Here is a 22,012-nt window from a genome sequence, read left to right as displayed (position 1 = left end):
TCGGTCTTATTGACACCGCCATGCTCAAGGCATGCGCATGCCAGCCACCCAGGTCTCAGCCGGTACGCCCGATCGGATAGAACTCACCCCGGCTCCATACCCCCAGCCACTCTTCACCGTCGATAATGCGCGGCACCGCCAGCTCGACCAGTTGGTAGAACACATTGCGATGAATCAGCGCCTCAAGGTTGCTGCGCATCAGTACGTAGGGGGATGGCTCTTGCGTGACAGGATCGAGCTCGACCCGCAATGGGTTATCCGGCCCCGCCTCGACCTGGTCGTCGACATTGCTGGTGAAGCGCAACACTTGCTGCTCGCCCTCGCCCTGCACCTCCAGAGTAACCGCGACAAAGGGCGCATCGTCGACACGGATACCGACCTTCTCCACCGGGGTTATCAGGAAGTAGTCATCGCCGTCGCGGCGGATGATCGTGGAAAACAACCGCACCATCGGCTTGCGCCCGATCGGCGTGCCCAGGTAATACCAGGTACCGTCGCGGGCGATGCGCATGTCGATGTCGCCGCAGAAGTCCGGGTTCCACAGGTGCACGGGCGGCAAACCCTTCGCCTTGGGGATTTGCGCCAGAAGGTCATTGGCCTTGCCGGAATCGCTCATCACGCTTGCCTCATTCGCTCATGCCCAGAAGGCTCCGAGCGTACTCGCGCATCGGCGCGGCAAGCAAATCTTCCGGCGTATTGTCGTGGAACGTCAACAAACCGCCACGGCTTTTGATGCGTGCGGTGTCGATCAAGTAGCGGGTATTGGTTTCGATCAGCATCATCTGCACCACCCCAGTGTCCCAGCCGAGGCGGTCGACAGCCTGCTCGTCATACCATTCGTCGCCGTTGCCGATGCGGTCATCGGTACGTGCGAAACGGGTGTACAGCACGTAGTCCGCGCCCACCGAGCGCGCCTGGGCGATCGCGTCCTCCAAGCCGAGCGGGCCTTGGGCACGGCGTACCAGCGGGAAATACTCAACGAAGCTCTTGAAGGCCTGGTCGGCCACCACGTTCTGGTGCGGTACTGGCCCTTTGCCGGGCGGCACAAAGGCACCTTGGCCAATGAAGATGAACGAGTCGGGCTGCAGGCGGATCGACAGGGTCCTGCGGGTATCGCTGTGGTCGAGCAGACCGGCGTCGCTCATGTGGTAACGGACGCCTTCGCCCATATCGCTGACATTCATGCAGCCGCCCAACGCCATCAGCGCCAGCAGCAAGACCAGGCTACGCATCTTTCCTCCAGTGGCCGGCGACGAAAAACCGGCGAATAGCCGGCGGATGCAGCTTTTGCGCCAGACTCAGCCGCCAATCACCTTCATCACCGTAACACCCCCGGAAAACGCCACATCCTGCTTGTCTGCCAGGGCTTTGACCAGCAGCCGCTGCAAGGCAGGAAGCGCTTGATGACGCGGCTTTTCCAGCAGATCGCCGACAAAGTGGCGGTTGCTCGACGACAGGCAGCCATGCAGCCAACCCGTCGATGACAAACGTAGCCGTGAGCAACCGCGGCAAAACGGCACGCTCTCGTTGGCAATTACGCCAAAATGGCCTTTACCCGGGATCTGGTAACGCAGGGCCGTAGCATCCACCGGCACATCGACCTGCTCGAAGGCATGATTGGCACCAATCAACCCGAGCACCTGGTCGAGGCCCACGAACTGCTGCAAAAATGCGTTGCGATCACTGGCCAGGTGGCCCATGCGCATGAGCTCGATGAAGCGCAGCTCGAAACCCCGCTCGAGGCAGTAATCCAGCAGCGGCAACACCTGGTCGAGGTTTTGCCCACGCATCGGCACCATGTTCACTTTGATGCGCATGCCCTGCTCGCTGGCGCGCTGCATGCCTGCCAGCACACTGGCCAGGTCGCCACCGCGGGCGATGCGGCGAAACGCCAGCGGGTCGAGGGTATCGAGGGAAACATTCAAGCGGCGGATGCCGGCGGCATGAAGCGCTGGCAGCTTGCGCGCGAGCAACTGGCCATTGGTGGTCAGCGAGATATCGTCGAGGGGGAGTTTGGCAATGGCAGCCAGAAAGCCATCCAGCCGGGGGCTGACCAGCGGCTCGCCACCAGTAATGCGTAAACGCTCGATACCTGCGGCCTCGATGAGGTAAGCAACGCCCCGCGCCAGGGCTTGCGCCGACAGTTCGTCCTGCGCCGCCACCAGGCGTTTGCCATTGGGCACGCAGTAAGTGCACGCGTAGTTACAGGCAGCCGTCAGGCTGACACGCAGGTTGCGAAAACGCCTGCCTTGACGATCGACGATCATGGATGACTCCAGCATGGATGAAGCGGGGCTGGCAAAACCTGACTCATAAATCAGGTTTTTGCAAGCACCTTGTTCATGCTGGAGCCACCGGACCGGTCAGTGGGTGGGTTCCGGGTCGCGTTTGCGCTTGTTGCCCATGCGTACGCCGATGTCCATGAGGAACTGGAAGAAACCTTCCTGATCTTCAAGCACATTGCTCCAGAACGGCGAGTGGTACAGCGCCACGGCGCCATGTACCAACGCCCAGGCCGCGCAGTAGTGGAAGTACGGCGGTACGTCTTCGAGCTTGCCTTCGCTGATACGGCCCTTGATCAACTGGGTGAGGCGATCGAAGTTGGAGGCGCGGATGCTATGCAACTGCTCGACCATCTCCGGCACCTGATTACCCTTGACCACCTTTTCTTCCAGGCGGTCGAACAGGCGATAGCGCTGAGGGTCGCGCATGCGGAACTCGAAGTAGGCGCGCGACAGGGCTTCCTTGTCACGGTCGACGTCGGCCGAATGCAACAGCTCGTTCAAATCACGCTCGTAGTCGAGCATCAGGCGCAGGTAGATCTCCGCCTTGGACTTGAAGTGCTTGTAGATCGTGCCTTTGCCGATACCTACCGCGTCAGCGATCATCTCGACGGTGACACTGTCTTCACCCTGTTCGAGAAACAGCTTGAGCGCGGTATCGAGGATTTCCTGTTCGCGACGGCGAAACTCACGGACCTTACGAGGTTCTTTCTGCATAGGAAGGACTGGATGACAATCGAAGCGGTTTATTATGCCTAACTTGCGGGAAATTGCACGGATCATCCAACCATGTCTATGTTTCACGATGAGTTCGACCATGCCCCCGGGCTGCGCTACCTGAACCACGCCGCCATCGCCCCCTGGCCACGGCGGGCTGCCGAGGCAGTGGCCCGCTTCGCCCGCGACAACGTTTGCCTAGGTGCCAGCGAGTACCCATCCTGGCTGGCCACCGAGCGACGCCTGCGCGCGCGGCTGGCGCGGCTTATCCATGCGCCCTCGCCTGGCGATATCGCCTTGGTGAAAAACACCTCCGAAGGGCTGTCGCTGGTCGCCTTTGGCCTGGACTGGGCAATGGGCGACCAGGTGGTGATCAGCGACGAGGAGTTCCCTTCCAACCGCGTGGTGTGGGAGGCGTTGGCCGACCGTGGCGTGCAGGTGATCGAGGCCAACCTGGCCGGGCCAGACCCCGAAGCTACCTTGCTGACGGCCTGCGGCCCGCGCACCCGGTTATTGGCGGTCAGCGCGGTGCAGTTCGGCAGCGGCCTGCGCCTGGACCTGGCGCGCCTGGGTGAAGGTTGCCGGGCGCGTAATGTACTGTTCTGCATCGATGCCATTCAGCAGGTCGGCGCCCTGCCCTTCGACGTACAACGCTTTCAGTGTGATTTTGCCGTGGCCGATGGCCATAAGTGGATGCTCGGCCCTGAGGGGCTGGGGATGTTCTATTGCCGCGCCGCGCTACGCCCGCAACTTGAACTCAATGCCTATGGCTGGCACATGCTGGAACACCTGGGCGACTTCGACCGACGCCAATGGCAGCCCGCACACAGCGCGCGGCGTTTCGAGTGTGGCAGCCCGAACATGCTCGGCGCCCATGCGCTGGAGGCAAGCCTGTCACTGCTGGAGGAGGTCGGTATCGGCACGGTCGCGCAGCAATTGCAGCAGCGCGTGGCCCAGTTGTATGAAGGCTTGGCATCAGTGCCCGGTGTTGTGCTGCACACCCCGGCTGACCCAAACAGACGAGCGGGCATCGTCACATTCAGTATCAAAGGGCAGGCCAGCGTGGACATCCACAAGGCCTTGATGGCCGAGCGCACAATTTGCGCTTTGCGCGGCGGCGGTGTGCGATTTTCACCGCATTTCTATACCAGTGAGCAGCTGATCGACGAATCTGTTCAGCAGGTGCGGCGCCTGGCCATGCACTGAGAGTGCAACGGAACGCGGGCGTATTCCAAATCTGTTTAAAAAACGACCAACAGCCACTGGCACTGCGCCAAACCTGACCAATACTTGAAGTGTTGGCGCGGCGCATCCCCCCCAAGTGGCGCGCCGATAAAGGTGCTCAGGGACCGCGTACCTTTGTTTTACTCCTAATGGTCTTAACCCGGATTCCCTCCCCCAGAACCCGGGTTTTTTTTGCCTGTCGCGCTACCCGGCCACGCGAGCCAGCGGGAACAACCGCTTGAAGTTGGCGGTGGTCTGCTCCGCCAACTGCTCATAACTGGCCCCTCGCAACGAGGCGACGTATTCGGCCACCTCACGCACATACTGCGGCAGGTTAGGCTTGCCCCGGTGCGGAATCGGTGCCAGGTACGGCGAATCGGTCTCCACCAGCAGGCGGTCGACAGGCACCTGGCGCGCCACCTCACGCAAGGCATCGGCATTGCGGAAGGTGACGATGCCCGACAACGAGATGTAGTAGCCCAGGTCCAGCGCCGCCTTGGCCATGTCCCAGTCTTCGGTGAAGCAGTGCAGCACACCGGCCTGGGGCAGGTTCGCCTCGCGCAGCAGCGCCAAGGTGTCGGCCCGTGCAGCACGGGTATGCACGATCACCGGCTTGCCGGTCTGGCGCGAGGCCTCCAAGTGCAGGCGAAACGATGCCTGCTGCAACTCGGCGGCTTCCGGCTCGTAGTGGTAGTCCAGGCCGGTTTCACCGATCGCCACCACATGCGGATGCGCCAACTCACGCAACAGCCACTCCAACGCCGGGGTTTCGCCCGGTGCCAGGTCAAGCGGGTGCACCCCCACCGAACAATCGACATCGGCGTACTGCTCACTCAGCGCTTTGACCGCACCAGCGTTCTCGGCGCTGACGCCAATGCACAGGAAGTGCCCCACCCCGCGCTCACGCGCGGCTTGCAGGGCGGCATCGAGGGAGCCCTGGTGGGCGCTCAGGTCAAGACGGTCAAGGTGGCAATGGGAATCTACGAGCATGGGATAACGGCACACATGAAAAAAGGGAAAGTCAGCGGGCGCCTGGCAACTGCTGCCAGTGCGCCAGCAGCGCTTCGAGCAGCAGGGCGCGGTTCAGGTTAGCCTTGCCCAGCACCTTCTGGCGCTGTTCCAGGATCCACGCCTGCACCTGAAGCACGTTGGCCTGGCGGCTCTTTTGCGCCAGGTACTGCACAACCTTGCGCATATCGGCCAAGCCTAACCCTTCTTCGTCCTGGGTCAACTGATAGCGTAGGATCAGGTGCGACCAGTCGCAGAACCAGTCGAACAACAGCAACAACGGCACGCCATTCCAAGCCTCTGCCAACTGACTGGGCGATTGCTGCTGCTTGAGCAGTTTCTTCACCCCGTCGGTGACCAGCGCACGCTGCTCGCGCACGCCCTGCGCCTGCAAGCTCACCGCCATCAATGGCGAACCAGCGGCCAGGGTCAACAACTCATCGCGCTCGGCTTCATCGCTGTCGGCCAGCGCATGGGCCAGCCAGGCTTGGCTCTGGGCCAGGCTAGGCTGCGGGCAAGCGACCTGCTGGCAACGGCTCTTGATGGTCGGCAACAAGCGGCTGGGCTGGTGCGTGACCAACAGCAGAACGGTGTCGCCGGAGGGCTCTTCAAGGCTTTTGAGCAGGGCGTTGGAAGCGTTGATGTTCATTGCCTCGACCGGCTCGATCAACACGACTTTGCGCCCACCCAACTGCGCAGTCTGCACCACGAAAGCCACCAACTCGCGCACCTGGTCGACCTTGATCGGCTTGTCGGCCTCTTCGGGCTCCAGTACGTAGTTGTCCGGGTGGCTACCGGCCTTGAGCAGCAAGCATGACTTGCAGCTACCACAGGCATCCAGGCCCTGCGGCTGCTGACACAGCAGGCGCGCCATCAGCCGCTCGGCCAGGGCCCGCTTGCCGATGCCTTGCGGCCCATGCAGCAAATAGGCGTGGGCGTGCTGGCTGCGACCGGCCAACTGCTGCCAGATGGCCTGCTGCCAGGGGTAGGCTTCAGCCACGGCAACGCTCCAGAATACCCGGTAGCAGCGCATCGATGGCGCGCTGCACGGCCTCCAGCGGTTGCGCGGCGTCCAGCAGGCTGTAACGCTGCGGCTCGCGATGGGCACGCTGCAGATAGGCTTGGCGCACGGCCTCGAAGAACGCCTGGCCTTCCTGCTCGAAACGGTCCAGGCGGCCACGCGCAGCGGCGCGGGCGAGGCCGACTTCTACGGGCAGGTCGAATACGAGTGTCAGGTCAGGGCGCAGGTCGCCCTGGACGAATTGCTCCAAGGTGGCGATACGCTCGACGGATAACCCGCGACCACCACCCTGATAGGCGTAGGTGGCATCGGTAAACCGGTCACATAACACCACGGCGCCGCGGGCCAGCGCAGGACGGATCACCTGCGCCAGGTGCTGGGCGCGCGCGGCGAACACCAGCAACAGCTCGGTATCGGCCGCCATGGTTTCATCGCTGGGTGCCAGCAACAGTTCACGCACCTTCTCGGCCAGCGGCGTACCGCCCGGCTCGCGGGTCAGCAACACATCCAGGCCTTGCTCGCGCAGGCGCGCCGCCAGGTATTCACGGTTGGTGCTTTTGCCCGCGCCTTCGGGGCCTTCCAGAGTAATAAACAAGCCGCTCACAGGCAGTCCTTAATGTTGTTCGTCGGGCGTCGGCGCAGTGGCCGGTCCATCGACGGGGGCAGGGTCGCTGGCCGGGGCGGCATCCTGCGCGGGCGCCTCATCGGGCTCAGGCTGCGCAGCCGGCTGGTCTGCTGCGGGCGCCTCGGGCTCCACGGCCTCCCCCGCTCCCGGCTGGGCCTGCGGAGCCGGGCTGGAGCGGTAATCCGCCCGCCGCTTGAGCTGGAACTCGCGCACCGCCGAGTTGTGATCGTCCAGGTCGTCGGAGAACACGTGGCTGCCATCGCCGCGAGCGACGAAATACAAGCTGGTGCCATCGGACGGATTGAGCGCAGCGTGAATCGCCTCGCGGCCGACTATGGCGATGGGCGTCGGCGGCAGGCCAGTAATGGTGTAGGTGTTATAGGGCGTTGGCTCACGCAGGTCGGCGCGGGTGATTTTGCCGTTGTAGCGCTCGCCCATGCCATAGATCACTGTCGGGTCGGTCTGCAGCATCATGCCCAGGCGCAAGCGCCGCACGAACACGCCGGCAATCTGCCCACGCTCTTGCGGGATGCCGGTTTCCTTCTCCACCAGCGAGGCCATGATCAGCGCCTGGTAGGGGTCGCGATAAGGCAGGTCGGTGGTGCGTTCCGACCACTCTTTGGCCAGCACTTCGTCCAGGCGCATGTAGGCTTGCTGCAACAATTCGATGTCGCTCATGCCACGCACGAAGCGATAGGTGTCCGGGAAGAAGCGGCCTTCAGGGAACACCCCGGTGTGGCCAAGCTTGTCCATGACCTCGGCGTCGGTCAGGCCGTCCAGCGTGTGCTTGAGCTTTTCGTGCTTGGCGATCGCCGAGCGTACCTGGCGGAAGGTCCAGCCTTCGACCAGGGTCAGGTTGTACTGCACGACATCGCCGCGGCGCCACGCATCGAACAACTGCTCGACCGTCATGCCCGGGGTCAGGCGGTACTCACCGGTGTGCAAGGGCGTACCGGCCATGTTGAAGCGCCAGTAAAGCCGCAGCCAGACGGCGTCATCGAGCAACCCCTCGCTCTGCATGCGGTAGAACATGCGGTTGGGGTTGGTGCCATTGGGCACATCGAGCAGGCGCTCCTGCGTCACGTGCAAGGGCTGCTCCAGTACAGAGTTGACCTTCCAGGCCGACCAGCCGAATGCCAGGCCAGCCAGGATCAACCCCATTTCCAGCAGCAGCAGGAATTTGCGTCTCACGAATTCAGGTATCCAGTAACGTACGGGCAACGGCCTGCAGTTTACGGGTGAGTGGGCCTGGCGACCAGTTCAGCGCGGCAATTCCCCGCACAGGCCAAACCCCATAGACACTGTTGCAAACGAATACTTCATCCGCCCGCTGCAGTTCATCGAATGCCAGGTCACGAACCTGCACGGGAATGGCCAATGCCTGGGCCTGCTGCAACAACGCGGCACGCATCACCCCCGCCACGCCGCATCGGCTGAGGTCTGCGGTCAGCAGCACGCCGTCACGCACCAGGAAAAGATTGCTGTACACCCCTTCGACCACCCTGCCCTGCCCATCTCGCATCAGGCCTTCGGCATGCTCGCTGTCCTGCCATTCGGCACGCGCCAGCACCTGCTCCAGGCGATTGAGGTGTTTGAGCCCGGCCAGCAGCGGTTGTTCCCCAAGCCGGGTCTGGCACGGGAACAAACGCACGCCACGCTCGGCATGCTCGGCAGGATAGCTGGGCAGTGGGCTGCCCTGAAGGATGCGCCGTGGCGCGGCACCAGCAACCGGGGCATAGCCGCGCTGGCTGTCGCCACGGGTCAGGATGAGTTTGGCGACGCCATCACCGAGCTGGCTGGCGTAACGCAGGAGCTCGTCTTCAACCAACGCCAGGTCGACGTCGATTGCCAGGCGCTGGCAACCCAGCGCCAAGCGTGCGAGGTGGCCCGCCAGCAAACTGGGCCGTCCACCGTGCACGGCGACGGTCTCGAACAGACCATCGCCGTATGCCAGGCCGCGGTTTTGCAGGTTGACTGCATCCGCCGGCTGGCCGTCGACCCAGCTGTGCATCAACCGGCGAACCGGCGGAACACCAGCGAGCCGTTGGTGCCACCAAAGCCGAACGAGTTGGACAGCACCACATCGATCGGCATGCTGCGCGCCTGGTGCGGCACGAAGTCCAGGTCACACCCTTCGTCCGGCTCGTCCAGGTTGATGGTCGGCGGCGCCATCTGGCTGTTGATCGCCAGTACGCTGAAGATCGCTTCCACCGCCCCTGCAGCACCCAGCAGGTGGCCGGTCATCGACTTGGTCGAGCTGACCGCGAGCTTGTAGGCATGCTCACCGAACACACGCTTGATTGCCGCCACTTCGGCGATATCGCCGGCCGGGGTCGAAGTGCCGTGGGCGTTGATGTAGCTGACCTCTTCAGGCTGGATACCCGCATCGCGCAGGGCATTGGCCATGCAACGGGCAGCGCCTTCGCCGGTATCGGGTGGCGAGGTCATGTGGTAAGCGTCGCCGCTCATGCCGAAACCAACCAGCTCGGCATAGATGGTCGCGCCACGGGCTTTGGCGTGCTCGAGTTCTTCCAGCACCAGGGCACCGGCACCGTCAGACAGCACGAAACCATCACGGCCTTTGTCCCAAGGACGGCTGGCACGGCTTGGCTCATCGTTGCGGGTCGACAGCGCACGCGAAGCACCGAAGCCGCCCATGCCCAAGCCGCAGGCGGCCATTTCGGCACCACCGGCGATCATCACGTCGGCTTCGCCATAGGCGATGTTGCGCGCGGCCATGCCGATGCAGTGGGTGCCCGTGGTGCAGGCAGTGGCAATGGCGTAGTTCGGGCCCTGCAACCCCAGGTGGATCGACAGGAAACCGGAGATCATGTTGATGATCGAACCCGGCACGAAGAACGGCGAAATACGCCGCGGGCCCTGCTCGTGCAGGGTCCGGCTGGTTTCTTCGATGTTGGTCAGGCCACCAATGCCCGACCCCATGGCCACGCCAATGCGTTCACGGTTGCTGTCGTTGACCTCCAGGCCCGCATTACGCACGGCCTGGAACCCGGCCGCCAGGCCGTACTGGATGAACAGGTCAAGTTTGCGGGCCTCTTTGGCCGACAGGTACTGTTCGACCTCAAAGCCTTTCACCGAGCCGCCGAAACGGGTGGAGTAGGCAGACAGATCCGTATGTTCGATCGGACCGATGCCACTGCGGCCAGCCAGAATGCCCTGCCAGGTGCTCGGTACATCGGTACCCAGTGGCGACAGCATACCCATACCGGTGACCACGACGCGTCTACGCGACACAGTACTCTCCTTTTCTAATAACAGAGTCTCTTGGCATTGCATTCATACGATGGAATGGAATGACAACAGGCTCTCGGTGCGCGGTGAACGATACCCTTGAGCTAAAGGCAGGGGGCTCGCAAAGAAAAAACCGCACGCCAGCAAAGGCAGTGCGGTTTTTCCCGACAAGAAGCGTCGACTACTGCGTCTTAGGCCTTGTGGCTGTTGACGTAGTCGATAGCGGCTTGAACGGTAGTGATCTTCTCGGCTTCTTCGTCAGGAATCTCGGTCTCGAATTCCTCTTCCAGAGCCATCACCAGCTCAACGGTGTCAAGCGAATCGGCACCCAGGTCATCGACGAAGGACTTCTCGTTGGTCACTTCCTCTTCCTTGACGCCCAGTTGCTCGGCGACGATTTTCTTGACGCGTTCTTCGATGGTGCTCATACCTAGTTTTCACTCCTAATGGACATATGTCAGGCAGCTGGCCGGTGACCAATTTTATAGAAAGACGTTCGCTTTTCAAGCTAAACGCACCTTCGGATTAGTCACCGCACCCGCTGCCTGGAATCTGGTTGCAGCTTTATAACGGATTTTAGGCTCGCAGTATGACTCTTTTTTTACGAAATCCGTCACATTGAGTTGCAGTTGTTACATGTACATCCCGCCGTTGACCGGCACAGTAGCGCCAGTTACATAGGCTGCGCCGTCGGAGGCCAGGAAGGAAACCACCTTGGCGATTTCCTCGGCCTGGCCCAGGCGGCCCAGCGGAATCTGGGTCTGCAGGGCTTCGCGCTGCGCTTCTGGCAGCTCGCGAGTCATGTCGGTGTCGATGAAGCCCGGGGTCACCGAGTTGACGGTGATACCACGCGAGCCCACTTCACGCGCCAGGGCGCGGCTGAAGCCTTCGAGGCCGGCCTTGGCCGCCGCGTAGTTGGCCTGGCCGGCGTTGCCCATGGCACCGACGACCGAGCCGATGCTGATGATACGACCCCAACGCGCCTTGGTCATGCCGCGCAGCACGCCCTTGGACAGACGGTAGAGGCTGTTCAGGTTGGTGTCGATCACATCGAACCACTCGTCGTCCTTCATGCGCAGCATGAGGTTGTCGCGGGTGATGCCGGCGTTGTTGACCAGGATGGTCGGCGCACCAAACTGTGCGCTGATGGCACCCAGCACCGCTTCCACGGACTCGGCGCTGGTCACGTTCAGCTCCATGCCGGTGCCGGCGATGCCGTGCTCTTTGAGGGTGGCGGCAATGCGCTCGGCGCCGGAAGCCGACGTGGCGGTGCCGATCACGGTCGCGCCCTGGCGGCCCAGTTCGAGGGCAATGGCCTGGCCGATGCCACGGCTAGCGCCGGTGACCAGTGCAACTTTACCTTGCAGGCTCATGCAAGCTTCTCCAATTCAGGCCAGCGCCGCACGGGTGGCGGCGACGGCGTCAGGGGTATTGAGGTTGTAGGTGGTGACACCGTCGGCGCAACGCTTGTTGAGGCCGGCGAGGACTTTGCCCGGGCCGCACTCGACCAGGTTGACCGCGCCATTGGCGGCCAGGGTCTGCACGCACTCGACCCAGCGCACGGGCTGGTAAAGCTGTGCCAGCAGGTCATGCTTGAGCGCATCGAGGTCGGCGGCGATAGCGGCGGTGACGTTCTGCACCACCGGGATCTGCGGGGCCTTCCATTCAATGGCGTTGACCGATTCGGCAAAACGCTCGGCAGCCGGCTTCATCAAGGCGCAGTGCGACGGCACGCTGACCGCCAGCGGCAGGGCGCGCTTGGCACCGGCCTCTTTGCACAGCGCCATGGCACGGTCCACGGCAGCCTTGTTGCCCGCGATCACGACCTGGCCTGGCGAGTTGAAGTTCACCGCGCTGACCACTTCATCTTCGGCGGCCTTGGCACAGATATCGACCACCACGGCGTCGTCCAGGCCGAGAATCGCAGCCATGGCGCCGTGACCGGCAGGCACGGCCTCCTGCATCAGTTCGCCACGGCGCTTGACCAGCTTCACTGCATCTTTGAGCGACAGGCTGCCAGCGGCAACCAAGGCGCTGTATTCACCCAAGCTGTGGCCGGAAACGAACGCCGGCTGCGCGCCGCCCTCTTCCAGCCACAGGCGCCACAGGGCGATCGAGGCAGTGAGGATGGCCGGCTGGGTCTTGTCGGTTTGGTTGAGTTGTTCTTCCGGGCCTTCCTGGACCAGCTTCCACAGGTCATAGCCCAGAGCCTCGGAGGCCTCCTTGAAGGTCTCAACGATCACCGGCTTTTCGGCGCCCAATTCTTTGAGCATGCCGAGCGACTGGGAACCTTGACCGGGAAAGACGAATGCGAGGGATGCAGACATTGAACAAGCCCTTATGATCTTGTCGTCGGATAGGGTGCGCCCGGCATCAGCCTGACGCGGAATCTGAAAACTTGGATGGAGACGCGGACCAAGCGGTCACATTTAAGCACTTCATCGGCGAATTGCCTAAGGCAACAGGTCTTCAAGGCGGCCATGCAGCCGCTGCGGCAGGTTTTCCTGAATCTCGATCAGCGCCCGCTGAATCGCACTCTGAAAGCCCTGCACCCCCGCCGAACCGTGACTCTTGATGACGATCCCCTGCAAACCCAGGAAACTCGCACCGTTGTGCCGCGCCGGTGCCAGGTCGGCCTGCAGGCGCTTGAGCAATGGCATGGCCAGCGCGCCGGCGGCGCGCGACAACACGCCACCCTTGAACAGCTTCTCGATGCGCGCAGCGATCATCGTCGCCAGGCCCTCGCTGGATTTGAGCAGGATGTTGCCGACAAAACCGTCACACACCACCACGTCAGCCTCGCCGCGATACAGGCCATCGCCTTCGACGAAGCCCACATAGTTAAGCCCACGGGCGTTCTGCAGCAAGGTGGCCGCCAGCTTGACCTGCTGGTTGCCTTTGATGTCCTCGGTGCCGATATTCAACAGCGCCACGCGCGGCCGATGCACACCCAGCGCCTGGGCGGCCACCGAGCCCATCACGGCGAACTGGAAGAGGTTCTCGGCACTGCAATCGACATTGGCGCCCAAGTCGAGCAACTGGCAGTACCCCGCCTGGGTCGGGATCGCCGCCACCATGGCTGGCCGATCGATACCCGGCAGGGTTTTGAGCACGAAACGCGACAACGCCATCAGCGCCCCGGTGTTGCCGGCACTCACGCAGGCCTGGGCCTTGCCGTCACGCACCAGTTCGAGCGCAATGCGCATCGACGAATCCGGTTTGCCACGCAACGCCTGGGATGGCCGCTCGTCCATGCCAATCACCTCGCTGGCCGCGACAATCTGCAGGCGCGCGCGATCCGCCGCCGCAAGGCCGCTGACAAGATCTTCAAGGAGGGAGGGTTGACCGACGAGGGTCAGGTGCAGCGAGGGAGTAGCCGAAAGGCAGGCAATGCTAGCCTGGACAATGCTGCGGGGACCGAAGTCCCCGCCCATTGCGTCGATCGCGATGATCTGAGCGGACAAGGATTACTCGTCAGCGCCCTTGTCGACCACTTTGCGACCACGGTATACGCCTTCTGGCGATACGTGGTGGCGCAGGTGAACTTCACCGGTGGTTTTCTCTACCGACAGCGCGTTTTCCGACAGGGCGTCGTGCGAACGGCGCATGTCACGGGCAGAGCGGGATTTTTTGTTCTGCTGAACAGCCATAATTGATTAACTCCTAAACGTTTGGGTCACGCTTTAACTGCGCCAAAACACTGAACGGGTTGGACCGCGATACCTCGTCCTTGCTCGAATCGGGCTCGTCTGCGCCCGCCGGCTGCTGGCATTCTTCCGGATGATGAGCAGGCACGATTGGCAAGGCGAGCAGAAGCTCCTCCTCGACCAGCGCCTGCAGATCCAATGGATCTTCGCCCAGTTCCAGCACGTCATAGCCTTTCGGCAACGACTGGGTATTCGCACCCTCCTTCACCACGGCGTAAGTACATTCGCTGTGGATCGGCAGGGTGACCAGCTCAAGACAACGCTGGCAAACCATCTTGACCTCGACGTCGAGCTCGCTGTGGATAACCACCACGTGCTGTTCATCTCGTTCAAAATTTAACTTCGCCTGCACCGTACCGACATTGTCGGAAAGCGGGTCGCAGAGTCTTTCCAAATCAGCGAGTTGCAGCGAACCGTTAAGGGTTACGCCACGATCGGCTAATTTGCGCGGGTCAACGTGAGGTGGAATCGGGTCATTCAACATAGGCGCAGCATTCTAGGGATGCCCCCCGCACCTGTCAAAGGAAATTAGGCGGCATGTTGCATGTTAGAATTGGTTCAACTGACCAGGAGTCTACCATGCTTCCCTTATTACTGGCTTCCAGCTCCCCTTATCGACGCGAACTGCTCGCCCGCCTGCGCCTGCCATTCACCTGCGCAAGCCCCGATATAGACGAGCAGCGGCTGGGTGACGAGCCTGCCGTGGAGCTGGTACGGCGCCTGGCCAGGCAAAAGGCTGAAGCATTGGCGGGCAGCCACCCTGGGCACCTGATCATCGGCTCTGATCAGGTCGCTGTGCTGGGCGAACAGATTCTGGGCAAGCCACACACCTTCGCCCGCGCCTGCGAGCAGCTGCTGGAGGCGAGTGGGCAGCAGGTGACCTTTCTGACCGGGCTGGCACTGCTGAACAGCGCCACGGGGCACTGCCAGGTCGATTGCGTGCCCTTTACCGTCACCATGCGTGAATTGGACCGCAAACAGGTCGAGCGCTATGTAACGGCAGAGCAGCCACTGGATTGCGCCGGGAGCTTCAAGGCGGAGGGACTGGGGGTGAGCCTGTTCCAAAGCACGCACGGGTGCGATGCGACCAGCCTGGTGGGGCTGCCGCTGATTCGGCTGGTGGATATGCTGATGAAGGAAGGGGTGGAGATACCTTAGGCTCAACCTTGTGGCGCCTGTGAGATCGAGCGCCGCCCGCGCGGCGCATCGCGAGCAACGCTCGCTCCTACGTTTGTTTCGGGCCAGTTATTCCTGGGGCATTTGCGCGCGACCCTTCTGGCACCCACCTCAATATCGAGTCATGCCATAGAGCAGCCTTGTGCTGCGAAGCGCCGCGCGGGCGGCGCCTGATCTCACAGGCACCAAAACTGCGACGGCGAACCCTCAGCGCAACGACGGCCCCTGGAACCCCATGTACATCGCCAGATGCTCCGCCACGCTGGCGCCCAGCCGCTTCGAGAAGCGATCAAACGGGGATTCCTCGACCGTGAAATCCACCAACTCCTTCTCGCCGACAATCTCCCGCGCGACATAGCTGGCACTGCCCAGGCCATCCACCAGCCCCAGCGCCTTGGCCTGCTCGCCGGTCCAGATCAGGCCACTGAACAGCTCCGGGTGCTCTTTGTCTTTCAGGCGGTCACCCCGCCCCTGCTTGACCATGGCGATAAACTGCTGGTGCGTGGTGTTCAGCACACCTTGCCAGAACGCCCGCTCTTCCGGCTTCTCTGGCGAGAACGGGTCCAGGAAGGCCTTGTGCTCGCCTGCAGTGTACGTGCGTCGCTCGACCCCGAGCTTCTCCATCGACCCGACAAACCCGTAACCCGCTGCCGTCACCCCGATGGAGCCGACCAGGCTAGCCTTGTCGGCATAGATCTCGTCCGCCGCACTGGCAATGTAGTAAGCACCGGAAGCGCCCAGGTCGGTAATTACCGCATACAGTTTGATGGCCGGGTACTCGGCACGCAGGCGACGAATCTCGTCATAGACATAACCCGCCTGCACCGGGCTGCCGCCTGGGCTGTTGATGCGCAGTACCACTGCCTTGGTCTTGGCGTCCTTGAACGCCTCACGCAGGCTTTTGACGAGGTTATCGGCACTGGCAGCCTCCTGGTCGGCGATCACGCCTCGCACTTCGATCAGCGCTGTATGGCTGGCACTGCGCGAAGCCGCCTTGTCCATGTCCATCAGCGGCGTGAACAGCACCAGCATGCCGAACAGGTAGACGAAGGTCAGCAGCTTGAAGAAGATCCCCCAGCGCCGCGCACGACGCTGCTCCTGGACGCCCGCCAGCAGGGTCTTCTCCAACAGCTTCCAGCTCTTGCGCTCTTCGCGCTCCTCGGGTTCGGACTCAGGGGCTTTCCATTCGTCTGCCATGCTTACCTGCCTTGGGCGTGAAATTACGCGGAACGGCCCAGCCACTCACGCAACTGGGAAAAATGATCGATGCACAGCTGCGGGCCGAATTCGGCCAATGCCTGCAATGACATCGCGCCATACCCGACAGCCACCGAATGCATGCCAGCATTGCTGGCCATCTGCAGGTCGAACGCCGAATCGCCGACCATCAGCGCACGTCCTGGTTCGACACCACAATGGCCGAGAATTTCCTCGAGCATCAGCGGGTGCGGCTTGCCACGGGTCTCGTCGGCAGCACGGGTGATGTCGAAGAACTGCTCCCAGCCATTGGCCTTGAGCACCCGATCCAAGCCGCGACGCGCCTTGCCGGTCGCCACCGCCAGGCGGTAACCCTCGGCACGGAAGGCATCCAGCGATTCGACCACGCCCTCGAACAACGGCGAGGGCTGCTGATCGAGCGCCATGTAGATGTCGGCATAGTGCTGCCGGAAGCGCTCGAGCGCTGCCGGCGTCAGGTGCGGGTACAGGGTATGGATCGCCTCACCCAGGGCCAGGCCGATGATGCCCTTGACCGCCTCTTCGTGGCTTGGCGCCTCACCGGCACGCTCAGCGGCGGCATTCATGGCCTCGACGATGCGGCCAATGGAATCGGCCAGGGTGCCATCCCAGTCGAAAATCAGCAGTTCATACGGCTTTTTCATTGATCAGGACGCACTCAAACGCTCAACCGTCTTAGCCCACACCTCATCCACCGGCGCCTCGAGCTTGAGCTCACCGCCATCAGGCAGCGGCACAGTCAGGGCGTAGGCATGCAGGAACAAGCGCTTGCCGCCCAGCTCGCGGATTTCGCGGCTGAAGTCTTCATCGCCGTACTTGCTGTCGCCTGCGATCATGTGCCCAGCATGCAAGGTGTGCACACGAATCTGGTGAGTACGACCGGTGATCGGGCGCGCCTCGACAATGGTCGCGAACTCGCCAAAACGGCGCAGCACGCGGAACAGGGTCAGCGCTTCCTTGCCCTCGTCATTGACCTCGACCATACGCTCGCCAGAACGCAAGTTGCTCTTGAGCAACGGTGCGTTGACCTGCTTCTTGGCGGTCGGCCAATGGCCGCGCACCAAGGCCATGTAGCGCTTGTCGACACCGTCGCCGCGCAACGCGGCATGCAGGTGGCGCAGCATGCTGCGCTTCTTGGCGATCATCAGCAGGCCGGACGTGTCGCGGTCCAGGCGGTGCACCAGTTCAAGTTCCTTGGCGTCCGGGCGCAGTTGGCGCAGCGCCTCGATCACACCGAAGCTCAGGCCACTGCCGCCATGCACGGCGATACCGGCCGGCTTGTTCATCACGATCAGCGCTTTGTCTTCATAGACAATCGCCGCTTCCAGGCGCTGCAACAGGCCTTGCGCCACCGGCGCAGGCGCATCACGCTCGGGCAAGCGGACGGGCGGCACCCGCACGATATCGCCGGCCTGAATCTTGTACTCAGGCTTGACGCGCCCCTTGTTGACCCGCACTTCACCCTTACGCAGGATGCGGTAGACAAGCGTCTTGGGCACGCCCTTGAGGGCCGTGATGAGGAAATTGTCGATGCGTTGGCCGGCAAGCTCCGGCGCGACTTCGATCAGCTGAACGCCGGAAGTCGGAGGGGTATTGGTCGTCATCAAGGGATCATAACAATTTTTTATGGAATTGAAGCACTTAATCATTGCTGCTATAGTCGCGAACGCCGCCAAAAGCGGCAGGCCAGCGGCACCAGGCTCTTCGCCGGTCCCTGACCTTCGCAATTCTCCAGGACGCGAGGCCGTCCTACGGGGTTTTCGCCAGTTTACCGAATTGCCTGGAATCGCCACCAGCGCTGTGTAGAGAAGACCGAAAAAAAACGACAAGTGCGGTGTTTCACCTGCTTACCCGATTCTTTTCGCTGCACCTCTGCCCGCCTCGTCGCTTCCACGCAACGCACGGCGAATGCTTCGGAAATACCTGCCTTGGACATGAATGGCGCCAGCGCGGAACCCGCGCTGGCGAAAAATGCAACCCGTTGCGGATTCAGCGCGCGGCAGCACCCGAATTATCAGGGATACGTGCAGGGTGGAGATGCACAGCCCTCGGACCGTGTAGCACCGCGTCCGGCCACCGGCCCACTGACATGGGCGGCGAGCGGATAAGGTCCTGAAACAGATGCCTCCGGGCGTCCACGGCTGAAGGTTGATTCCTCCTCCTGACTGAGTGCACTTGGCCCGCTGGGTTGATTCGGATACCTATTCGAAAGCCACAAGGGCCTGGTAGGCACCGCAGCAAACAGGACGCGTCGTCGTGACAACGGCAGGCTGGGCAACCGGCTGGTGCCGAACGTCGCTCGACACGGGGGTGGCCCGCCACCCTTTGCGCACCTTGGCACCGACCATGAGACGTCGTGTGTGCCGAACGCCGTTTCCGGCAGCCCGGAAACCGACGGTACAACATGAAAAGAATGCTGATTAACGCAACTCAACCCGAAGAGTTGCGTGTAGCCCTGGTGGACGGCCAACGCCTCTACGACCTGGACATCGAGTCCGGCGCCCGTGAGCAGAAAAAGGCCAACATCTACAAAGGCAAGATCACCCGCATCGAACCTAGCCTCGAAGCCGCCTTCGTCGACTTCGGCTCCGAACGTCACGGCTTCCTGCCGCTGAAAGAAATCTCCCGCGAGTACTTCAAGAAGGCCCCCGAAGGCCGCGTCAACATCAAGGACGTCCTCAGCGAAGGCCAGGAAGTCATCGTCCAGGTCGAGAAGGAAGAGCGCGGCAACAAAGGCGCCGCCCTCACCACCTTCATCAGCCTGGCCGGCCGCTACCTGGTGCTGATGCCCAACAACCCACGCGCTGGCGGCATCTCCCGCCGCATCGAAGGCGAAGAGCGCAACGAGCTGCGCGAAGCCCTGAACGGCCTGACCGTGCCGGGCGACATGGGCCTGATCGTGCGCACTGCCGGCCTTGGCCGCAGCAGCGAAGAAATGCAATGGGACCTCGACTACCTGCTGCAGCTGTGGACCGCCATCAAGGAAGCCTCCCTTGACCGCGCCGCGCCATTCCTGATCTACCAGGAAAGCAACGTCATCATCCGCGCCATCCGCGACTACCTGCGCCAGGACATCGGCGAAGTGCTGATCGACAGCATGGACGCCCAGGAAGAAGCCCTGACCTTCATCCGCCAGGTGATGCCGCAGTACGCCAGCAAGGTCAAGCTGTACGAAGACAGCGTCCCGCTGTTCAACCGCTTCCAGATCGAAAGCCAGATCGAGACCGCCTTCCAGCGCGTCGTCGACCTGCCGTCCGGCGGTTCGATCGTGATCGACCCGACCGAGGCCCTGGTCTCCATCGACATCAACTCGGCGCGCGCCACCAAAGGCAGCGACATCGAGGAAACCGCCCTGCAGACCAACCTGGAAGCGGCCGAAGAAATCGCCCGCCAACTGCGTCTGCGTGATATCGGCGGCCTGATCGTCATCGACTTCATCGACATGACCCCGGCCAAGAACCAGCGCGCCGTCGAAGAGCGTGTGCGTGAGTGCCTTGAGGCCGACCGCGCCCGCGTTCAGGTTGGCCGCATCTCGCGCTTCGGCCTGCTGGAAATGTCCCGTCAGCGCCTGCGCCCATCACTGGGCGAAAGCAGCGGCATCGTCTGCCCACGCTGCTCGGGTACCGGCATCATCCGTGACGTCGAGTCGCTGTCGCTGGCCATCCTGCGCCTGATCGAGGAAGAAGCGCTGAAGGACCGCACTGCCGAAGTGCGCGCCCAGGTGCCGATCCCGGTCGCTGCTTTCCTGCTGAACGAGAAACGCAACTCGATCACCAAGATCGAACTGCGCACCCGTGCACGCATCATCATCCTGCCGAACGATCACCTGGAAACCCCGCACTTCGAAGTCCAGCGCCTGCGCGACGACAACCCTGAAGTGCTGAACAACCTGTCCAGCTACGAGATCGCCGCCACCGAAACCGAAGAAGCGCCGCAGCCGACCGCCACCCGCACCCTGGTTCGCCAGGAAGCTGCGGTGAAGACTGCCCCGGCCCGCGCCAACGCGCCAGTGCCGAGCACTGTCGAAGAGCCGCAGCAGCCTGCCGCACCGGTAGCCCCAGCGCCAAGCGCCCCAGAGCCAAGCCTGTTCAAAGGCCTGGTCAAGTCGCTGGTGAGCCTGTTCGCCGGCAAGGACGAACCGGTCGCCGCACCGGCCGTCACAGCCGAAAAACCAGCTGCTGAACGCACCCCACGCAACGAAGAGCGTCGCAACGGCCGCCAGCAGACCCGCAACCGTAACGGCCGCCGCGATGAAGAGCGCAAGCCACGCGAAGAGCGTGCCGAGCGCGCCCCACGCGAAGAGCGTCAGCCTCGCGAAGAACGCGCGCCACGTGAAGAACGTGCCCCGCGTGAAGAGCGTGCACCGCGCGAAGAGCGCCAACCACGTCAGCCTCGCGAAGACCGTCGTGGCAACCGCGAAGAACGCCCGGTACGCGAACTGCGCGAGCCGCTGGAAGCCACGCCGGCACCCGCTGCCCGTGAAGAGCGCCAGCCACGTGAAGAGCGTGTAGCCCGTGAAGAACGCGCCCCTCGCGAAGAGCGTGCACCGCGTGAAGAACGTGCCCCTCGCGAAGAGCGCGCACCACGTGAAGAACGTGCTCCGCGTGAAGAGCGTGCCCCGCGTGAAGAACGCGCACCTCGCGAAGAACGCGCACCACGTGAAGAGCGTGCCCCACGCCCACCGCGTGAAGAGCGCCAGCCACGTGCCAGCGAAGAAGCCACCGAGCAGGCTGCAGAGCTTGCCGAAGAGCAACTGCCGAACGAAGAGCTGCTGCAAGACGAGCAGGAAGGCGCCGATGGCGAGCGTCCGCGCCGCCGTTCCCGCGGTCAGCGTCGTCGCAGCAACCGTCGCGAGCGTCAACGCAATGCCAACGGTGAGCTGATCGAAGGTAGCGAAGACGACGGCAGCGAAGAGCAGCCACAACAGCACCAGGCCAGCGAGCTGGGTGCCGAACTGGCTGCCGGCCTGGCTGTGACCGCGGCTGTTGCCAGCAGCAGCATCAGTGCCGATGCCGAAGCCCAAGCCAATCAGCAGGCCGAGCGCGCCACCGCTGAAGTCGCCGAAACCGACACCCGCGAAGTCGCCAAGCCCGCCGAGCAGCTCGAAGCCGTTGCACAGGCCGAGGAAGTCACCATTGCTCCGGTGGTCGAACAACCTGTCAGCGAACCCGTAGTGGTGGAAGCGACTGCCGAACCTGTGGTTGAAGTTGCGCCACAGCCGGTCGTGGAAGAAGCCCCTGCGGCCGAACCTGCAGTGGTTGCCGAAGCCCCAGCGGAAGCTGCAGCGGTCGAAGCCGGTGAAATCGAAAAGGCCCCAGCCTTCATCGAACAAGCACCGGTCATCGAAGCACCTGCTCCGGTTGCCGAAGCCCAGCCTGAAGTGGTCGTTGAGCCTGCTCCAGTTGCGGTAGAGCCTGCACCGGTCGAAGCACCTGCGGCGGTCGAAACCGCCACTGTGATGCTGGCAAACGGCCGCGCGCCTAACGACCCACGTGAAGTGCGTCGCCGCAAGCGTGAAGCCGAGGCTGCGGCTAAAGCCGCGCAGGAAGCTGCTGCATCGACGCAGGAAACTGCCCTGGAAACCGCTGATGAGCACAAACCTCATCACGGCTGATAGCCAAGGCTGAATGAAAAAGCCCCGCCAGTGCAAACTGGCGGGGCTTTTTCTTGCTTGCCTCTATTCAGGCCTCAACCCCAAACAGGTAGGAGCAGCCTTGCGCTGCGAAGAGGCCAGTGCAAACACCAAAGATCTACGGTGATTTCA

General features: G+C 62.7%; 22 protein-coding genes. 3 read left to right on the top strand and 19 right to left on the bottom strand.

Features of this window, described 5'->3' with window-relative positions; translation table 11 throughout:
* Positions 1–55: 55 nt before the first annotated feature.
* The 4 genes from GIB19_RS27635 to GIB19_RS27620 all read right to left on the bottom strand — a co-directional run bounded on the left by GIB19_RS27635 (position 56) and on the right by GIB19_RS27620 (position 2,999).
* Complete coding sequence (locus tag GIB19_RS27635; RefSeq protein WP_265968202.1) at positions 56–616, bottom strand: DUF1285 domain-containing protein; 561 nt, start codon at positions 614–616, stop codon at positions 56–58.
* Between the two features lie 10 nt (positions 617–626).
* On the bottom strand, positions 627–1,232 hold the full coding sequence (locus tag GIB19_RS27630) for a DUF4823 domain-containing protein (protein ID WP_027596090.1): 606 nt from the start codon (positions 1,230–1,232) through the stop codon (positions 627–629).
* Between the two features lie 66 nt (positions 1,233–1,298).
* Positions 1,299–2,267: a GTP 3',8-cyclase MoaA gene (locus GIB19_RS27625; RefSeq protein ID WP_274888787.1), complete on the bottom strand. Its 969-nt coding sequence runs from the start codon at positions 2,265–2,267 to the stop codon at positions 1,299–1,301.
* Positions 2,268–2,363: 96 nt separating this feature from the next.
* Positions 2,364–2,999, bottom strand: coding sequence for a TetR/AcrR family transcriptional regulator (locus GIB19_RS27620; RefSeq protein ID WP_027596088.1), 636 nt, complete (start codon positions 2,997–2,999; stop codon positions 2,364–2,366).
* A gap of 72 nt (positions 3,000–3,071) precedes the next feature.
* Here GIB19_RS27620 and GIB19_RS27615 point away from each other — a divergent pair, with 72 nt between their 5' ends.
* A complete protein-coding gene (locus tag GIB19_RS27615; protein WP_274888786.1) occupies positions 3,072–4,205 on the top strand; it encodes an aminotransferase class V-fold PLP-dependent enzyme in 1,134 nt (377 codons plus the stop codon).
* Positions 4,206–4,427: 222 nt separating this feature from the next.
* Here the strand turns inward: GIB19_RS27615 and GIB19_RS27610 are convergent, their stop codons facing one another.
* From GIB19_RS27610 to GIB19_RS27555, 12 genes are all read right to left on the bottom strand, one after another.
* Positions 4,428–5,213 (bottom strand): TatD family hydrolase, encoded by a 786-nt coding sequence (locus tag GIB19_RS27610; protein ID WP_027596086.1) that lies wholly within the window; start codon positions 5,211–5,213, stop codon positions 4,428–4,430.
* A 31-nt stretch (positions 5,214–5,244) separates the two neighbouring features.
* On the bottom strand, positions 5,245–6,231 hold the full coding sequence (locus GIB19_RS27605; RefSeq protein ID WP_099453311.1) for a DNA polymerase III subunit delta': 987 nt from the start codon (positions 6,229–6,231) through the stop codon (positions 5,245–5,247).
* Positions 6,224–6,856, bottom strand: coding sequence for a dTMP kinase (gene tmk / locus GIB19_RS27600; RefSeq protein WP_099430108.1), 633 nt, complete (start codon positions 6,854–6,856; stop codon positions 6,224–6,226). The genes GIB19_RS27605 and tmk overlap by 8 nt, the downstream gene beginning before the upstream one ends.
* A gap of 9 nt (positions 6,857–6,865) precedes the next feature.
* Complete coding sequence (gene mltG / locus GIB19_RS27595; protein WP_274888785.1) at positions 6,866–8,068, bottom strand: endolytic transglycosylase MltG; 1,203 nt, start codon at positions 8,066–8,068, stop codon at positions 6,866–6,868.
* A 4-nt stretch (positions 8,069–8,072) separates the two neighbouring features.
* A complete protein-coding gene (pabC, locus tag GIB19_RS27590) occupies positions 8,073–8,888 on the bottom strand; it encodes an aminodeoxychorismate lyase (protein ID WP_274888784.1) in 816 nt (271 codons plus the stop codon).
* A complete protein-coding gene (fabF, locus tag GIB19_RS27585; RefSeq protein WP_027596081.1) occupies positions 8,888–10,132 on the bottom strand; it encodes a beta-ketoacyl-ACP synthase II in 1,245 nt (414 codons plus the stop codon). The genes pabC and fabF overlap by 1 nt, the downstream gene beginning before the upstream one ends.
* 188 nt (positions 10,133–10,320) lie before the next feature.
* Positions 10,321–10,557 (bottom strand): acyl carrier protein, encoded by a 237-nt coding sequence (gene acpP / locus GIB19_RS27580; protein ID WP_008096410.1) that lies wholly within the window; start codon positions 10,555–10,557, stop codon positions 10,321–10,323.
* 204 nt (positions 10,558–10,761) lie between these two features.
* Positions 10,762–11,502 (bottom strand): 3-oxoacyl-ACP reductase FabG, encoded by a 741-nt coding sequence (gene fabG / locus GIB19_RS27575; protein WP_027596080.1) that lies wholly within the window; start codon positions 11,500–11,502, stop codon positions 10,762–10,764.
* Between the two features lie 15 nt (positions 11,503–11,517).
* On the bottom strand, positions 11,518–12,456 hold the full coding sequence (gene fabD, locus GIB19_RS27570) for an ACP S-malonyltransferase (RefSeq protein WP_099430111.1): 939 nt from the start codon (positions 12,454–12,456) through the stop codon (positions 11,518–11,520).
* Positions 12,457–12,582: 126 nt separating this feature from the next.
* Positions 12,583–13,593, bottom strand: coding sequence for a phosphate acyltransferase PlsX (plsX, locus tag GIB19_RS27565; RefSeq protein ID WP_099430112.1), 1,011 nt, complete (start codon positions 13,591–13,593; stop codon positions 12,583–12,585).
* 3 nt (positions 13,594–13,596) lie between these two features.
* On the bottom strand, positions 13,597–13,779 hold the full coding sequence (gene rpmF, locus GIB19_RS27560) for a 50S ribosomal protein L32 (protein WP_003247154.1): 183 nt from the start codon (positions 13,777–13,779) through the stop codon (positions 13,597–13,599).
* A gap of 13 nt (positions 13,780–13,792) precedes the next feature.
* A complete protein-coding gene (locus GIB19_RS27555; protein WP_027596077.1) occupies positions 13,793–14,320 on the bottom strand; it encodes a YceD family protein in 528 nt (175 codons plus the stop codon).
* Between the two features lie 95 nt (positions 14,321–14,415).
* Between GIB19_RS27555 and GIB19_RS27550 the strand changes: the two genes are divergently transcribed.
* Positions 14,416–14,994: a Maf family protein gene (locus tag GIB19_RS27550; RefSeq protein ID WP_274888772.1), complete on the top strand. Its 579-nt coding sequence runs from the start codon at positions 14,416–14,418 to the stop codon at positions 14,992–14,994.
* Positions 14,995–15,219: 225 nt separating this feature from the next.
* Here GIB19_RS27550 and sppA read toward each other — a convergent pair whose 3' ends face one another.
* The 3 genes from sppA to rluC are packed head-to-tail and all read right to left on the bottom strand — an operon-like array spanning position 15,220 to position 17,852.
* Positions 15,220–16,209, bottom strand: coding sequence for a signal peptide peptidase SppA (gene sppA, locus GIB19_RS27545; RefSeq protein ID WP_027596075.1), 990 nt, complete (start codon positions 16,207–16,209; stop codon positions 15,220–15,222).
* 23 nt (positions 16,210–16,232) lie between these two features.
* A complete protein-coding gene (locus GIB19_RS27540; RefSeq protein ID WP_027596074.1) occupies positions 16,233–16,892 on the bottom strand; it encodes an HAD family hydrolase in 660 nt (219 codons plus the stop codon).
* 3 nt (positions 16,893–16,895) lie between these two features.
* A complete protein-coding gene (gene rluC / locus GIB19_RS27535) occupies positions 16,896–17,852 on the bottom strand; it encodes a 23S rRNA pseudouridine(955/2504/2580) synthase RluC (RefSeq protein WP_027596073.1) in 957 nt (318 codons plus the stop codon).
* 800 nt (positions 17,853–18,652) lie between these two features.
* Between rluC and rne the strand changes: the two genes are divergently transcribed.
* Positions 18,653–21,862, top strand: coding sequence for a ribonuclease E (gene rne / locus GIB19_RS27530; RefSeq protein ID WP_274888769.1), 3,210 nt, complete (start codon positions 18,653–18,655; stop codon positions 21,860–21,862).
* Positions 21,863–22,012 lie beyond the last annotated feature (150 nt).

The sequence above is a fragment of the Pseudomonas sp. ITEM 17296 genome (assembly GCF_028895205.1).
Classification (GTDB): Bacteria; Pseudomonadota; Gammaproteobacteria; order Pseudomonadales; family Pseudomonadaceae; genus Aquipseudomonas; species Aquipseudomonas kermanshahensis.
The sequence above is the reverse complement of the archived record's forward strand: the minus strand, read 5'-3'. Positions and strand labels throughout refer to the sequence as shown.

What these genes read in the sequence shown, in the direction of transcription:
- GIB19_RS27635 (WP_265968202.1), bottom strand. Translation starts at nt 616, where the DNA reads ATGAGCGATTCCGGCAAGGCCAATGACCTTCTGGCGCAAATCCCCAAG.
- GIB19_RS27630 (WP_027596090.1), bottom strand. Translation starts at nt 1,232, where the DNA reads ATGCGTAGCCTGGTCTTGCTGCTGGCGCTGATGGCGTTGGGCGGCTGC.
- GIB19_RS27625 (WP_274888787.1), bottom strand. Translation starts at nt 2,267, where the DNA reads ATGATCGTCGATCGTCAAGGCAGGCGTTTTCGCAACCTGCGTGTCAGC.
- GIB19_RS27620 (WP_027596088.1), bottom strand. Translation starts at nt 2,999, where the DNA reads ATGCAGAAAGAACCTCGTAAGGTCCGTGAGTTTCGCCGTCGCGAACAG.
- GIB19_RS27615 (WP_274888786.1), top strand. Translation starts at nt 3,072, where the DNA reads ATGTCTATGTTTCACGATGAGTTCGACCATGCCCCCGGGCTGCGCTAC.
- GIB19_RS27610 (WP_027596086.1), bottom strand. Translation starts at nt 5,213, where the DNA reads ATGCTCGTAGATTCCCATTGCCACCTTGACCGTCTTGACCTGAGCGCC.
- pabC (WP_274888784.1), bottom strand. Translation starts at nt 8,888, where the DNA reads ATGCACAGCTGGGTCGACGGCCAGCCGGCGGATGCAGTCAACCTGCAA.
- acpP (WP_008096410.1), bottom strand. Translation starts at nt 10,557, where the DNA reads ATGAGCACCATCGAAGAACGCGTCAAGAAAATCGTCGCCGAGCAACTG.
- fabG (WP_027596080.1), bottom strand. Translation starts at nt 11,502, where the DNA reads ATGAGCCTGCAAGGTAAAGTTGCACTGGTCACCGGCGCTAGCCGTGGC.
- fabD (WP_099430111.1), bottom strand. Translation starts at nt 12,456, where the DNA reads ATGTCTGCATCCCTCGCATTCGTCTTTCCCGGTCAAGGTTCCCAGTCG.
- rpmF (WP_003247154.1), bottom strand. Translation starts at nt 13,779, where the DNA reads ATGGCTGTTCAGCAGAACAAAAAATCCCGCTCTGCCCGTGACATGCGC.
- GIB19_RS27555 (WP_027596077.1), bottom strand. Translation starts at nt 14,320, where the DNA reads ATGTTGAATGACCCGATTCCACCTCACGTTGACCCGCGCAAATTAGCC.
- GIB19_RS27550 (WP_274888772.1), top strand. Translation starts at nt 14,416, where the DNA reads ATGCTTCCCTTATTACTGGCTTCCAGCTCCCCTTATCGACGCGAACTG.
- sppA (WP_027596075.1), bottom strand. Translation starts at nt 16,209, where the DNA reads ATGGCAGACGAATGGAAAGCCCCTGAGTCCGAACCCGAGGAGCGCGAA.
- GIB19_RS27540 (WP_027596074.1), bottom strand. Translation starts at nt 16,892, where the DNA reads ATGAAAAAGCCGTATGAACTGCTGATTTTCGACTGGGATGGCACCCTG.
- rluC (WP_027596073.1), bottom strand. Translation starts at nt 17,852, where the DNA reads ATGACGACCAATACCCCTCCGACTTCCGGCGTTCAGCTGATCGAAGTC.
- rne (WP_274888769.1), top strand. Translation starts at nt 18,653, where the DNA reads ATGAAAAGAATGCTGATTAACGCAACTCAACCCGAAGAGTTGCGTGTA.